The organism is Myroides odoratimimus, assembly GCF_038039805.1.
Taxonomy (GTDB): Bacteria; Bacteroidota; Bacteroidia; order Flavobacteriales; family Flavobacteriaceae; genus Flavobacterium; species Flavobacterium odoratimimum_B.
In genome coordinates this window covers 22,611-37,672 of the sequence record NZ_JBBPHK010000006.1, presented here as the reverse complement: position 1 = coordinate 37,672, position 15,062 = coordinate 22,611, and the positions used below count along the sequence as shown (strand labels likewise).

Genomic DNA, 15,062 nt, shown 5'->3' with positions numbered 1-15,062 from the left:
GTAAAATGGCAGCAGAAGGAGCACATCATTCAAATACAAAGAGAATATGGACAGTATTCGTAATCATGTCTATCGTTACTCTAGTAGAGGTTATTTTAGGTATTATTAAACCAGATTCTCTACACCACGTACATATTTTTGGATTAAGTTTATTAAACTACATCTTCATTATCTTAACGATTGTTAAGGCATACTACATTATGTGGGCATTTATGCACTTAGAGCAAGAGAAATCTGCATTCAGATGGTCTGTAGCAGGAGTTCTTACATTCTTATGTGTGTATTTAATCACTTTAGTGTTGATCGAGGGGAATTACATCTTTGATGTATTCCAGAACTCACCATATAAGTGGATATTTTAATAACATATTATTATATATTTTAAAGGCGGTTTATTGACCGCCTTTTTTTATTTTTGTTAGTTAGTCAACATTGTGTAAAAATGAAAAAATATTTAATTCTAACGTTGCTGTTTGTGATGCCTATCTGTGCATACTTATTCTTTGCAACAGGTGTTAATCAATTTAAGCGTTTGCCTATAATTACTGAAGGTGTTCAGGATTTTCCGAAAGGAACGTCGTCCTTGAATAAGATGCCTTCTTTAGACGGTAAGATTACAGTTCTAGGTTTTCCTGGAGCGCACTTATTCCGAGATCGTGGTGATGCTTTTAATTTAAATCAAAAGATATATAAACGATATAAAGATTTTGAAGATTTTCAATTAGTGATGGTTCTTCCTTATGGAAGTGAAGAGGCAGCTCAGAAAGTAGTAGATGAGTTGAGTCCAATCTCAGATATGTCTAATTGGAATTATTTATTCTTAAAGCCAGAAGAGATACAAGAGTTCTTTAATTCATTAGGGTTAGTTGGTAAGTTAGATAGTGATCTAGCGAGTAGCAATGTGTATCTAGTGGATAAAGATAGAAATGTACGTGGGCGTAAAGGAGAGAATAAAATAGGGAATTATGAATACAAGGAGGGTTACTCAACGATATCAGCAGCAGAGTTAAATAATGATATGATGGATGATGTAAAAGTACTTTTAGCTGAGTATCGACTAGCTTTAAAAAAATATAAACGAATTAATACAAACGAATAATATGAAAGACAAGTCGTATATCTGGATCTCACTTATTGTTTTAATATTTGGAATTTGGGCTGTGCCTAAGATTATTAAAAAGTTTGAGAAAGCTGATTTAGAGATTATAGGTACAGCACCTAAATTTGAATTAGTGGATCACAATAATAAAACGATTACCAATGATAACTATAAAGGGAAAGTATACTTAGTAGAATTCTTCTTTGCAAACTGTCCTACTATCTGTCCTATTATGAATGCGAATATGTTGAAAATACAAGATACATTCTATGGGAAGTTAGATTTTGGTATCGCTTCTATTACGATAGATCCTACCCGTGATACTGTAGAAGCTCTACATGCACATGCTGAAGGACTAGGTGTGAAGAACCCTTATTGGCACATGATGACTGGGGATGCTAAGTACATTTATGATTTGGCAAAAAAGTTTAATTTATACACTGGAGTTAATCCTGATGCACCAGGTGGTTTTGAACATTCAGGACTGTTTGCCTTAGTAGATAAAGAAGGGAATATTCGCTCTCGTAAAGATGAGCACGGTAATCCTGTAGTTTATTACGATGGGACAAGTGATGAAGGTGTAGCTTGGCTAAAAGAGGATATAAAAGCATTATTAGAAGAATAATATTATTAAAATGGAAAACAATATTGAAAAAAAGTACAATAAGTGGATATGGGTACTTTCTATCGTTATACCTGTGGTAGTAGCCATTCTATTTGGAGTTAATCTACAGAAACTAGGATATGATGTAAAACCATTATCATTTTTACCTCCAATCTATGCTAGTATTAATGGGCTTACAGCAGTATTATTAGTATGGGCAGTAATGGCTATTAAAAAAGGGAATAAGCAATTGCATGAGCGTTTAATCAAACTGTGTATTGCATGTTCGGTAGCGTTCTTAGCGATGTATGTGGCTTATCACATGACTTCGATAGAAACTAAGTTCGGTGGAGAAGGAATTATACGTCCTATCTATTTCTTTATTTTGATTACGCATATCTTATTGTCTATTATCATTATTCCTTTTGTATTATTCACATTTGTACGTGGTATATCAGGATCTTATGAGAGACATAAGAAGTTAGCTCGTATTACTTATCCTATGTGGTTGTACGTAGCTGTAACAGGAGTTATCGTTTACTTGATGATTTCGCCTTATTATATTAACTAATACAATTAAGTAATGATGAAAAAGTTAGTTTGGGGTATACTCTTTTCTGTGTTTTTCTTTTCAGGAGAAGCTTTTGCTCAGTGCGCGATGTGTCGTGCTACGTTAGAGACAGAAGACGGAGGAGTGAAAGCAGAGGCTGTTAATGACGGAATAGTTTATCTAATGATGTTTCCGTATTTGCTAGTTGCTTTTGCTATGTATTTTAGTTACAGAATATATAAAAACAAAAAAAGTACAAAATCATAACAGAAAACCGCTAATAGTAGCGGTTTTTTTTATTACTTTATACTTGAGTTATAAATATTTATAAATTTCTGATGAGTATATTGAGTATGATAAATCGCTACCTCCTAAAAGGAGCTTGTATAATGTTGTGTTTATATTGTTCTTTTGCTAAGGGACAAGAGCGTACTCTATGGTCATTAGAGAAGTGTATCGACTATGCAATAGAGAATAACATTCGTATTAAACAATATGAGTTAGATGAGCAGAGTGCTATGATTAATAAAGACATCGCTATAGGTAGCTTTATGCCTAATGTCAATCTAACAGGAAACCATTCGTGGACTATTGCAGATCAGCCAGATCAGTTAACAGGAGCTCTGGGAAGTAAAACTATTCAAGCTACTACAGTAGGGCTTGGGGTAAATGTGGACTTGTACAGTGGACTGAAGAAACAGAATATGCTTGTGAAAGCTCGTTTATCAGAGTTAGCTTCTCAATATAAGCTGCAAAAGATGAAGGAAGATATTGCGTTAAATGTGATTAATTCCTATTTGCAAATCTTGTTTAATAAAGAGTTGGTAAAGACTAATCAAACACAATTAGAATACGACAAGAGTCAACAAGAACGTACACAAGAGTTAGTAAACGAAGGTGTTGTACCTGCAGGTGATTTATTAGAAGCTAAAGCTACTGTAGCTATAGATACACAGCGCTTAATTATTTCACAGAATGAGTTAGTGATGGCTCGTCTAAACTTAGCTCAATTGCTTCAAATAAGGTCTTATGAGTCTTTTGATATCGTAGATACAGACTATGAAGTGTCAGAGTCGAGTATGCTTAGTTATAGCCCTCAGGATATTACGGATAGAGCTACTGAGGTATTGACAGATATTAAAACAGCAGAGACGAATGTGCTGATGGCAGAAAAGGATGTAAGTATAGCTAAGTCTGCTTATAGCCCTACTCTACAAGCATTTTATAATCTAGGTACAAATATTAATTACCAAGATCGATTAGTGGGGAATCGCCTATTAGAGTCTACTTCTGAAGTGGGGTATGTAGAAGGTTCTAATCAGCGTGTATTGAGACAGAATAGTATGGCTGTATACGGTGGACCTAATTCCTTTTTTAATCAATTTAGTGATAACTTTAATTCTAATTTTGGTTTAAGTCTAACGATACCTATTTTTAATGGATTCTCTACTCGAAATAATGTAAAGTTAAGAAAGCTTAGCCTTCAGCAGATAGAGAATGAAAGAGAGGTGATCGCATTGAATTTAGAACAGCTCGTATTTAAGGCCTATACAGATACAGAGAGTGCTTATCAGAAGTACGAGGCTAGTAATGCAAGTCTTGAAGCAAGAAAGTTGTCTCTAGAGTACTCAAAAGAGCGCTATTCTGTAGGCTTAATTAATATCTTTGAATTAAATCAAAATCAGACTTTATTTGTGACAGCACAGTCAGATTTATTAAAGTCTAAATATGAATACATTTTTAAAACCAAGATACTAGAGTACTATTTTGGTATTCCACTTTTTAAAAATTAGAGAGATGAAGAAAAAATACATCGCAATAGTTGGTATTGCTATAATCGCTACTCTAGTGATCAGTAAATTTGTCTTCGGTAAAGAGGAAGACCGCACTCAAGTAGAGATACTAGAATTAGAAAAAACTAATATCATCGAGACTGTATCAGGTACAGGAAAGATACAACCTGAAATAGAGATTAAAATATCTTCGGAAGTATCTGGAGAAATCATAAATTTGCCAATCAAAGAGGGACAGGTTGTTAATAAGGGAGATCTCTTGGTAGTGATTAATCCTGACTTATATACTTCTGCTATGGAGAGGGTAGAAGCGATGTTGGCTACAAGTAAAGCTGGATTATCACAAGCAGAAGCTCAGCTAAAAGAGGCTAAGTCTAATTATGATCGAAATAGTAGACTATATGATAAGGGGGTGATCTCGCGTTCTGAATGGGATCTTGTAGTACGAACATATGAGGTGGCTAAAGCAGCTCAGTCTTCGGCTTTCTATAACGTAGAGAGCTCTAAGGCTGCACTAGCAGAGTCTAGAGCAAATCTTCTTCGAACTACTATTTATGCGCCTGCTTATGGTACAATCTCTAGAGTGAATGTAGAGTTGGGAGAGCGAGTGTTAGGTACGCAGCAGATGGCAGGTACGGAGATATTAAGAGTAGCTAATCTTAGTGGTATGGAGGTAGAAGTAGATATTAATGAAAATGATATCGTAAAAGTGAAGTTAGGTGATGAGACAAGAATTAATGTAGATGCCTATCTAAAAAAAGAATTTAGAGGTGTAGTGACTAGTATCTCTAATTCTGCTTCTAATCAGACTGTATCTGCTGATCAGGTAACCACATTTAAAGTTAAGATTAAAATCTTAGCAGAATCATACGAAGACTTGGTAAAGAAGGATATAGAGAATTATTCTCCATTTAGGCCTGGTATGACAGCTGCAGTAGATATTATTACAGATGTAAAGAATGATATTTTTGCTGTACCTATTAGTGCTGTGGTCATGAAAACACCAACAGATACGATAGTAAATAAAACAGAAGGGAAGAAAATATTCGATAAAGAGCTTATGAGAGAAGCTGTATTCGTTAACGATGGAGGTACTGCTAAACTTAAGTTTGTAAAAACAGGAATAAAGGACGATACGAATATTCAGATTATAGAAGGGCTTAGTGCTAAGGATGTGATTATAACAGGACCATATTCGACTGTAAGTAGGATTCTTCAGCATGGAGCTAAAGTAGAAGTAGAAAGTAAAAAATAATAATGATAACGATTTTATCTATTGAGACAGCTACTAAGAACTGTTCTGTCTCATTATCAGTGAGTGGAGAGGTTATAGCATGTAAGGAAATAGCGGAAGAGAATTTCTCTCATGCTGAAAAATTGCATGTTTTTGTAGAAGAGATATTAAAAGAGAATAATAAGACTTTAAAAGATCTTTCGGCTATAGCAATTAGTCAAGGACCTGGATCATATACAGGCTTGCGCATTGGAGTATCTTCTGTGAAGGGATTGTGCTACGGACTGTCTATTCCTTTGATTGCTTTAGATACCTTAGAAATATTAGCAAGACAGGTAGAGGTGACAGAAGGGCTTATCGTACCAATGCTAGATGCTAGACGTATGGAAGTGTTCTCAGCAGTCTTTGATAAAGAGTATAATAAACGAAGTGAAATAGAAGCAATTGTTATTGATGAGAATGCTTTTAGTAGCTATAAGGGAACACTATTACATTTAATAGGTGATGGAGCGATGAAGTGTAAAGAAACATTAGGTACGGAAGGTTTTATGTACTATCCGGAGATAACGTATCCTTCAGCAAATGAAATGGGAGTGATGGCTTATGATAAGTATATAAAAGAAGAATTTGTAGATGTGGCTTACTTTGAGCCATTCTATCTTAAAGACTTTGTCCTAATTCAAAAGAAGAAATAAATAATACTAAATAAGGGCTAACAATCTATAAATTGTTAGCCCTTATTTATTGAATGATTATCTATTATAGCGCATCACTTATTTCTCTCGCCTTTAAGAGTACATAAGATGTGGCAACTGTAAAGTTATCATTCTCTACCCATATTTGTACGGTATATGTAATCTTAGTATCTAATAGCTCTTTGATTAATATTCGAGGTCTTGGTTGTGAAAGTACTTTGTCATAAGAGTCTAATTCCTCTTGTAGTTTTTCTATAAAGAGTGTTGTGTTTTTTAGTAGTGTTGTTTGCACTGCTATTTCGGCTCTTCTAAGGTTGTTCTGAGTGATGTTTTTGATTTTACCATTAGAGAGCACACCGTTTGGGATATACACTATATTGTTTTGATAGGTAAGTATCTGAGTAGAGAAGATGTGTATGGTAAGAACTTTACCTGTTTCTCCTTGCGCTTCTATAATATCCCCTATCCTAAATGGTTTAAACAATATAATTAATACACCTCCAGCGAAGTTACTTAAGGACCCTTGTAATGAAAGTCCAATGGCTAAACTCATCGCACCAATAATCGCTACGAAAGAACTAGTCTGTATCCCAAGCTTTGAGGCGATGATTACAAATAAGAGTATTCGCATGCCCCAAATTAATACATCTAGAATAAAGCTAGAAAAAGTAGGATCTATATTCTTTTTTAAGAATATTTTTTTTGCTAGTCTCTGTAAGAAACGAATGACCCATAATCCTATGCCTAAGATAATAAGTGAAGTCACTATCTCTGGTATATAGGTAATAATATCTTCAATATATCTAGATAATAAAGTATCTAATTTTTGCATATTCTATAAAATATAATTGTCTATCAGTGTATGATCTGTATCAGGTGCTAAACACGCTCTCTCTATACAAATATAATGTAAAGTCTCTTCTTTAGGAGTATATTTAGTAAGGTATGGGATAGCTGATGGCGAAGACACTGAAAGTACAGAAGCTCTAGTTAAGACTTTTTTTCTTGTATTAAGATTGTGTTGAAGTGCATTGGCACCTACCCATGTTAATTCTAGAGGTTGTTCTATATATAATTGCAGTAATAACCAATGTGAGTATGCTGAAGGATAATCGACATTAGAAAGTACAGTATTCATCATATTCGTTGCTAAATCGATATAATAGTCATTCTCATATAATAAACCTAGCTTGAATAAGTTTATGGCCATAATGGCGTTAGAAGAAGGAATGACATTATCTTCTGTTTCTATCGCTGGTGTGATAGTATCTTCTTGATTGTGCTTGCTAAAATAGAAGAACTTACTCTCGTGATCTAAGAAGTGGTCTAAAGAGTAGTCTATAAGATTTTTAGCTTCTGTGATGTATTGTTGTTCTTCCGTGTGTTCAAAAAGATAGATTAACCCTTGTATATAAAAGGCGTAATCATCTAAGAATGCTTCTATCTTGGCATTTCCATCTTTATATGTACGCAATAGTCCACGCTCTTCACACCATAGGTTATTATGGATGAACAGGTGCAATTGTTTAGCTTGCTCTAAATAAGCTATGTTTTGAGTAGCTGTGTACGCATCTAATAATCCTGTGATGTACATAGCATTCCACGATGTAAGTGTTTTATCATCTAAGCGAGGTTTAGGTCTATTGGCTCTATACTGTCTTAGAACTGTTTCCCATTGCTGCTTTTTACTTTCTAGGTCTTCAAGAGAGATGTTATTCTCGTTAGCGATATCTATTAATTCACGTGTTTGGATTAATACATATTGGTTGTTCTCCCAATGTCCAAAAGAATTGATATTAAATACAGTACTGAATAAAGGAAAATCTTGTTGGACTAATTCTTTTAATTCTTCTATGGTCCAAACATAGAAAGCACCTTCTTCTAGCTGGTTATGACTGTCTATGCTGTCTGCATCTAGTGCTGAATAATACCCTCCTTCACCATTAGCCCAATTGTTGGTAATAAAATTAATTGTCTTGTCAATAACTTCTTTGTAGAGATTATTGCGAGTGCGTTTATACCCATCAGCATATACAGATAACAGTTGTGCATTGTCATAAAGCATTTTTTCAAAGTGAGGAATATGCCATTTATAATCGACAGAATATCTCGAGAAGCCTCCTTCTACTGTATCAAATAGACCTCCCCATACCATTCTAGTCAACGTAAGGTCTATATAGTCTAATAAGTGTTGATCTTGGTGTAGTACACCTTTTTTTTGTAAGTATAATAAATTAGTAGGCATCATGAACTTAGGCGCTCGTGTGTATCCCCCATATTCCCAGTCAAAACTCTTTTTCCAATTCTCAAGTACAAGTTCAGTATTGAATCTAGATTCTTCTTGTGCTATAGGTGCTTGGCTAAGAATAGAAATCCCTTCTTGTAGTTGTGTTGCGAAATCTAGTACAGTACCACGTTTTTCTTTGTACAATTGATGTAACTGTGATAAGGAATCTATCCAATTTTGTCTTTTAAAATAAGTTCCTCCCCAAATTGGTCTACCGTCAGGTAAACAAACAACATTTAAAGGCCATCCTCCTTGTTTAGTCATGATCTGAATCGCTTTCATATAAAAGTTATCTAGATGAGGAAGCTCTTCACGATCGACTTTGATAGCGATAAAATGTTTGTTCATTAGATCCGCTACCTCTTGATTTTCAAAACTTTCTTTCTCCATAACATGACACCAGTGACAAGTCGAGTATCCTATGCTAATAACAAGAAGCTTATCTTCCTGCTCAGCTAGTGTTAAAGTTTCCTTATTCCATGCTTTCCAGTGAATAGGATTGTTTGCATGTTGTAATAAATAAGGGCTTGATTCTAAGTGTAATAAATTCATGATGAGATTTTGATATTGTTGTTGCTTAACAAAAGTAGTCAAATGTATTTTAACTATAAAAAGAAGCGATGGGATTAATAACGTTAAGTTAACATAGGAGTAAATAATTATAATCAATTTTGCAGCACACTTAATTTAAATATAATTTATAAAATGGAACAGATTTTTATTGTAATGCTTATAGCCCTTGGGGTATTAGCTATTATCGATTTAACTGTTGGAGTGAGTAATGATGCTGTGAACTTCCTGAATTCAGCTTTGGGTTCAAAAGCCGTTACTTTTAAGACAATTATGATTGTAGCTTCACTAGGTATTTTAGTAGGAGCCATATTCTCAGGTGGGATGATGGAGATAGCCCGAAGTGGTATATTCGTACCTAGTATGTTCTCCTTTAATGATGTGATGGTCATCTTCCTCGCGGTGATGATTACCGATGTACTACTTCTAGATGTGTTTAACTCTTTAGGGTTGCCAACATCTACTACAGTATCTATTGTTTTTGAATTATTAGGTTCTGCAGTGTGTCTTGCTGTAATCAAAATCGTAGCTAATAATGATAGCTGGTCTATGTTACCAGATTATATCAATACGGAGAAGGCCACCGAGATTGTAGTCAGTATATTGCTGTCAGTGATACTTTCATTTACGTTAGGTACTTTAGTACAATACGTTTCTAGATTAATCTTCACCTTCCAGGTGGAACAAAAGTTGAAATACTTCGGAGCGATATTCGGAGGGGTAGCCATTACTGCTATTACTTTCTTTATCTTGGTAAAAGGATTAAAAGGTGCAAGTTTTATTACAAAAGAAACTAGTAACTGGATTGGAGATAATCAGTTAACTATTATAGGAATTAGTTTAGTATTCTGGACTATATTCTCTCAATTACTGATGAGTATCTTTAAGTTAAATATACTTAGAGTAATCATCGTTATCGGAACATTTGCATTAGCATTAGCGTTCGCTGGTAATGACTTAGTGAACTTTATAGGTGTGCCTATTGCAGCTTTCCAATCATTTGAGTTCTTTATGGCATCAGGTCAGTCTCCAGATACTTATATGATGAATAAGTTAGCAGAAGAGAGTGTAGTCGCTCCTTTCTATTTCTTAGCCATCGCAGGTATTATCATGGTGTATACTTTATGGACATCTAAGAAAGCGAAGAATGTAATCGAGACAGAAATGAGCTTGGCAAGACAAGATACAGGAAGTACAGAGGAGAAATTCTCACCTAATATTCTGTCTAAGGTTATCGTTAGAGGTATGGTGTTAATCGGTATGGGAGTGAATTACTTCTTGCCAAAATCACTACAGCTTAAAATGGATAAGCGCTTTGAGATTCCTAAGAAACCAAAGAATAGAACTTTAAAGGATGAGCCAGCATTCGATATGGTGCGTGCTTCAGTGAACCTTATTGTAGCAAGTATTTTGATCTCTATAGGTACTTCTATGAAATTACCACTATCAACTACTTATGTGACTTTTATGGTGGCTATGGGTACGTCATTTGCGGATAGAGCATGGGATAGAGACTCAGCTGTGTATCGTGTAGCAGGGGTGTTTAATGTTATAGGTGGTTGGTTCGTAACTGCTATTGTAGCATTTATTGCTTCTTTTGTTATCGCATATGTATTAAAGGTAGGAGAGATCTACGCTCTAGTAGGGATGTTAATTCTAGTGGGAATTTTATTATACAGAAGTAATAAAATGTATAATAAGAAGACAAAAGAAAAAGCGGATAGTGAGGCGAGGTTAGATAGCGTTGATATTATGACTATTCAAGGAGTAGCTTCAGAAAGCTCTTCTCAAATAGCTAATGTGATTACAAGAGCGAATGAATTATATACTTCTGTAATAGATGGTGTAGCTCTACAAGAATTGACAGAATTAAAGAAAAGCAGAAAGCAGCTTAAGAAGCTAGAGAAAGAAGTGGATAACTTACGTGGTAATGTGTACTTCTTTATTAAAAATCTAGATGAAACTTCTGTAGAAGCAAGTAAATTCTATGTATTGACATTAGGGTATCTACAAGATATGATTAAGTCGATTAATTTTATTGCCCAGAATAGTTATACACATATTGACAATAACCATAAGAAACTGAAGTTTAATCAAATTAGAGATTTAAAACTAATTGATAAAAAACTTCAAATATTATTCGATAAAGTAATCGTATTATTTACAGAGGAGAAATTCTCTGAGATAGAAGAAATCCTACAGGAAAAAGACGACTTAATCGCTACTGTAGATAAGTTAATCCAAAAACAAATCATTCGTATACGTACGACAGAGACAAGTCCTAAAAATAGTAAGTTATACTTCTCTATTTTATTTGAGACTGATGATCTAATCAAGTCTACAATTGGATTGTTAGAATTGTTTCGAGATTTCGAAATTGACGTTAAGAGGAAGTCATTCAAAAGAATGAGCTAATCTATATTTAATTTAAGTGAAGAAATGAGGTTGTCTAGGCAACCTCATTTTGTTTTTAAGGTATTTAGGGGTGTAATGAAGTAGATTTATGATTTTCTATCTTCTACTCAGATAATAAGGCATAAAAAAAGGTAGCATTATAAATGCTACCTTTTTCTTTATATCTAGTTGTTTACTATCCGTTATAAGCTTCTACAATGATTTTCTCATCGTTAAGCATATGTCTTAGCATTCCTTCTATACCATTCTTTAAAGTGAATGTAGAAGAAGGACATCCGCTACATGCTCCTTGTAAAAGTACATGTACAATATTAGACTCTTGATCATATTTTTGGAAAGCGATATTACCACCATCAGCTTGTACAGCAGGTTTTACGTTTTCTTCAAGGATATTAATGATGCGTTGAGACTTTTCATCTAAAGAGTCAAAGTGTTCGTCAGCTGCCGCTTCAATTGCTTTAACATCATGAATTAGAGATTCGTCTACTGCTAGATTACCATTTTCTAAGAACTCTTTGATAAAGGCACGAGTAACTTGTACTAATTGATCCCATTCGAAAGAGTCGTATTTAGAAATAGAAACATAGTTCTCATCAATGAATACTTCTTTAACGAAAGATTGTTTAAAAAGCTCTTTAGCAAGAGGAGAAGCACTAGCTTCATCTATATTTTTAAACTCTACACCTTTTTTTGTTAATAATTTATTAGCAACGAATTTAATTACTGAAGGATTTGGAGTTGATTCAGCGTAAATAGTAATTGGTTGCTTTTTTATTTCTTTTTTAGAATCTATTAAGATTTTCTTACCTTTAGCCAAGAATAGTTCTATCTGATCTGCAACGGTTTCTTTTACGTCATCCCATTCGACAATTGAAAATTTTTCGATGGCGATAAAATTATTTGAGATATAAACCGTTTTAACAAAAGGAAGATAGAATAATTCCTTCGCTAAAGGTGATTCTGCAGTCTCATCAATATTTTTGAACTCGTGGTTTTCGCCCTTAGCTATAAAATCTGGTAAAACAAATTTTATAATTGTTGGGTTTGACGTATTTTGAATTTGTATTTTTGACATGTTAATTTAGTTTTTTTCAAAATTAGCAAAGAAAAATGCTAAGCGTCACGAAGATAAGATTTTTAAACAATTAATTAACATTAGTAAGCACTAACAATTTAATATAGCGATAAAATGGGCAAAAGAATGTGGCTTTCATTATTTGTACTTTCAGGAGTTCTGTCAGTAGGAGCTGTAGCTGGAGGTATAAACCCTTTTGAATATCTAGGTAATAGAGAGATAGTTGAGGTATATAATGACCAAGATGAGCCAAAACCTGAGGTGAAAGTTGGGAAACCTCATGATATAGAACAGGCTCTTCCAAAGAATAGCGCATCAGGGAATTTTAGAGTATTCTTAGGTGAGGCAATAAAAAACAAAACAACTGGATTAGTTGTAGATGCTGAAGGAAATGCTATTGTTCCTGAAGGATATATCTATAGTTTTCACAATACTCAAGATGAAGCTAATCGCAATACTAATAAGCAAAAAGAAATTCTTTATGTAGATAAGTTTAATCCTTCTACAGCACCATTGACTAGGTTTCTTAGAGTGCAATCTGTAGTAGATGCTACTAAAGTAACAGTTAGCCCTTTTTTAATTAAAGTGAAACCAGAAGAAGGAGTTACATTAAATGATAGGGTTACAGGACGTCCTGATCAGTATCAAAATGCAGGTGAAAATGGTAATGCAACTTTTAAACTAAAAGAGGATAAAAACCAGTTGTATTATGGTAATTCTAATACAGAACTTTTCAAAGTAGATGGTGCTAGTAGAACTAAGTTAACAGATGCTGAGATTGATGAGTTTACAACCAATAAGAATCAATTAATCGAAGCTAAGATAGTACTAGACGGAGAAACAGCTACTCGTCAGTTCACACTTTATGTAGAGAAGCTAAAGGTGAGTGGCGTTAACCCAGTATTAGAATCTGTAGAGACAAGAAAAGATGATACAAATAGATATGGTAATTACGACTTGAAAAAGACAATACCTGCTTTATTAGCTGCTGGAGAAAATCCAGATTATTATACGATTACTTTTCACAAGACTGCTTATGATGCTCAGAAAAATGAGAATCCAATAGATATCTCTAAGCCTTATGAAGGAGCACATGGGACAGATGCTACTACACGTATTTCTTATAAGTTAGCTAAATCAGCTAGTCCTATTGTTTCAACAAGTCAGAAAGTAGTGTTTAAAGTGATTGATAAACCAATTATTCCAGCTCTTCAGAATGTTTCTTATTGTGATAGTAAGATTGCTTCATACAGTTTGACTATAGATGGGCAAACTAAAGTGATAGCTGATGGACGTACTATAGCTACAGATGAAGAACAAGCAGCAGAAGGATTTGACCCTAAGGGGAAATATTCTATAGGATATTTTAATTCAGAGGAAGATGCAATTGCGAATACAAATAAGATAGTAGGAGTAGAGATAACAGTGAAGTTAAATGAAGCACGTAAGATATGGACTCGTTTAACGAATCTAGAAGACAAGAATTTTAATACTGCATTTTTCTATGCATCTTTAGGATACGATAATTTAGAGACAGCAAATGTATCAACTCAAGTTTTTCCTTACTGTCAAGTAGAAAATATTAGTGGGGAATCTACTATCAATCTTAGAAAAGATGAGAATACAGTGATGGGAAAAAGTTCTTTTGTAAATACACCTGATTTAAATCCTACTGATAAAATAACAACTGTTTATTACGAAAATGAAGATGATGCAAAAGCTGATGCAAACCGTATGCCTGAGAGTAAAGTAACGGCTTACCCTATTAAGATGGGGGAAGTAAAAGGACCAATCTATACTAGAGTGATCATGACAGAAGGTTTCGATTGTAAGGCTGATAATTACTCTTCTTTTAAAGTTTCTCTTGGGGTAGAATTAGCTATAGATTATTTTCCTAAAGAAAGTACTCAACAATTATGTATTAATACAGAGACGAATGAAATAGCTCCTGTGGTGCTAAGTGTGGAGAATAAAGATGTAAAAGGTAGACCTATCGTTATAACATGGCAATATGAAGTAAGTCGAGAGAATGGTTGGATAATATACAAGACAGTACCTGGAAGTGGGAACCAAACATCTATTCAGATAGATAAGCCAGGTAATTATAGAGCATTAGCTAGCTATGCTACCTCTCCTTATCCAGGGGTACAATCTTGTCCAGCAGAGACTATGGTATGGACAGTAAAAGCGCCACCAGTAGCTGTAGTGGAAGGAGTAGATGCAACAGGAATGTTAAACAGTATGGAGATAGATGAAAAAGGAGAAACGATGGTACGCTTAGGTGTATTGGATGGAGGAACAAGTCCTATTACAGATGGTTATGATTTTGCTATTGACAATAGTGCATTTCAGCCTTCAAGTCAGTTTTATAATATACCAATCGGAGAACATATTGCTTATGCAAGAAATAGAATAACAGGATGTTCTACATCAGTTAAATTCTCAGTGTTTGGTTATCCTAAGTATTTTACTCCTAATGGAGATGGATATAATGATACATGGAATATACCAGGTCTAAAAGGACACAATGAGGCGCGTATTTATATCTATGATCGTTCTGGTAGATTATTAAAACAGTTAAGTCCACATACAGAAGGATGGGATGGAACATGGAATGGAAAACCGATGCCGTCTACAGATTATTGGTTCACTGTGGAGTTTGTGAATGATTTTAAAGCTCCGAATGATATGAATGGACGTAAGGTAAGTTATAAAGGACACTTTTCTTTAAAAAGATAAT

At 34.2% G+C, this 15,062-nt stretch carries 13 protein-coding genes; 10 read left to right on the top strand and 3 right to left on the bottom strand.

Going from position 1 to position 15,062, the window contains the following annotated elements:
- Positions 1 to 5: 5 nt before the first annotated feature.
- The 8 genes from AABL85_RS06905 (at position 6) to tsaB (ending at position 5,975) form a co-directional block, all read left to right on the top strand.
- The gene (locus AABL85_RS06905; RefSeq protein ID WP_341309615.1) at positions 6 to 362 is read left to right on the top strand and encodes a cytochrome C oxidase subunit IV family protein; all 357 of its coding nucleotides are present in this window, start codon (positions 6 to 8) and stop codon (positions 360 to 362) included.
- Positions 363 to 478: 116 nt separating this feature from the next.
- Positions 479 to 1,099, top strand: a complete 621-nt coding sequence (locus AABL85_RS06900) for a hypothetical protein (RefSeq protein WP_286413561.1) — start codon at positions 479 to 481, stop codon at positions 1,097 to 1,099.
- A 1-nt stretch (position 1,100) separates the two neighbouring features.
- Positions 1,101 to 1,724, top strand: a complete 624-nt coding sequence (locus AABL85_RS06895; RefSeq protein WP_286413494.1) for an SCO family protein — start codon at positions 1,101 to 1,103, stop codon at positions 1,722 to 1,724.
- 10 nt (positions 1,725 to 1,734) lie between these two features.
- Entirely contained in the window at positions 1,735 to 2,274 is a 540-nt protein-coding gene (locus AABL85_RS06890) for a DUF420 domain-containing protein (RefSeq protein ID WP_341309614.1), read from the top strand.
- Between the two features lie 12 nt (positions 2,275 to 2,286).
- Positions 2,287 to 2,520: a hypothetical protein gene (locus AABL85_RS06885; RefSeq protein ID WP_286436749.1), complete on the top strand. Its 234-nt coding sequence runs from the start codon at positions 2,287 to 2,289 to the stop codon at positions 2,518 to 2,520.
- Positions 2,521 to 2,606: 86 nt separating this feature from the next.
- Complete coding sequence (locus AABL85_RS06880) at positions 2,607 to 4,046, top strand: TolC family protein (protein ID WP_341309652.1); 1,440 nt, start codon at positions 2,607 to 2,609, stop codon at positions 4,044 to 4,046.
- A 4-nt stretch (positions 4,047 to 4,050) separates the two neighbouring features.
- Positions 4,051 to 5,301, top strand: a complete 1,251-nt coding sequence (locus tag AABL85_RS06875; protein ID WP_341309613.1) for an efflux RND transporter periplasmic adaptor subunit — start codon at positions 4,051 to 4,053, stop codon at positions 5,299 to 5,301.
- 2 nt (positions 5,302 to 5,303) lie between these two features.
- Positions 5,304 to 5,975 carry a tRNA (adenosine(37)-N6)-threonylcarbamoyltransferase complex dimerization subunit type 1 TsaB gene (gene tsaB, locus AABL85_RS06870; RefSeq protein WP_286413499.1) on the top strand — a complete coding sequence of 224 codons (672 nt, stop codon included), beginning with the start codon at positions 5,304 to 5,306 and terminating at the stop codon, positions 5,973 to 5,975.
- Between the two features lie 64 nt (positions 5,976 to 6,039).
- Here tsaB and AABL85_RS06865 read toward each other — a convergent pair whose 3' ends face one another.
- Together AABL85_RS06865 and AABL85_RS06860 are read right to left on the bottom strand one after the other, a co-directional pair.
- The gene (locus AABL85_RS06865) at positions 6,040 to 6,807 is read right to left on the bottom strand and encodes a mechanosensitive ion channel family protein (RefSeq protein WP_041888905.1); all 768 of its coding nucleotides are present in this window, start codon (positions 6,805 to 6,807) and stop codon (positions 6,040 to 6,042) included.
- A gap of 3 nt (positions 6,808 to 6,810) precedes the next feature.
- A complete protein-coding gene (locus AABL85_RS06860; protein WP_341309612.1) occupies positions 6,811 to 8,814 on the bottom strand; it encodes a thioredoxin domain-containing protein in 2,004 nt (667 codons plus the stop codon).
- 153 nt (positions 8,815 to 8,967) lie between these two features.
- On the opposite strand from AABL85_RS06860, the gene AABL85_RS06855 reads away from it, so the two are divergent.
- The gene (locus AABL85_RS06855) at positions 8,968 to 11,247 is read left to right on the top strand and encodes an inorganic phosphate transporter (RefSeq protein WP_286413501.1); all 2,280 of its coding nucleotides are present in this window, start codon (positions 8,968 to 8,970) and stop codon (positions 11,245 to 11,247) included.
- Between the two features lie 175 nt (positions 11,248 to 11,422).
- Here AABL85_RS06855 and AABL85_RS06850 read toward each other — a convergent pair whose 3' ends face one another.
- A complete protein-coding gene (locus AABL85_RS06850) occupies positions 11,423 to 12,322 on the bottom strand; it encodes a NifU family protein (protein WP_006257335.1) in 900 nt (299 codons plus the stop codon).
- 114 nt (positions 12,323 to 12,436) lie between these two features.
- Between AABL85_RS06850 and AABL85_RS06845 the strand changes: the two genes are divergently transcribed.
- Positions 12,437 to 15,061 carry a T9SS type B sorting domain-containing protein gene (locus tag AABL85_RS06845; RefSeq protein ID WP_341309611.1) on the top strand — a complete coding sequence of 875 codons (2,625 nt, stop codon included), beginning with the start codon at positions 12,437 to 12,439 and terminating at the stop codon, positions 15,059 to 15,061.
- Position 15,062 lies beyond the last annotated feature (1 nt).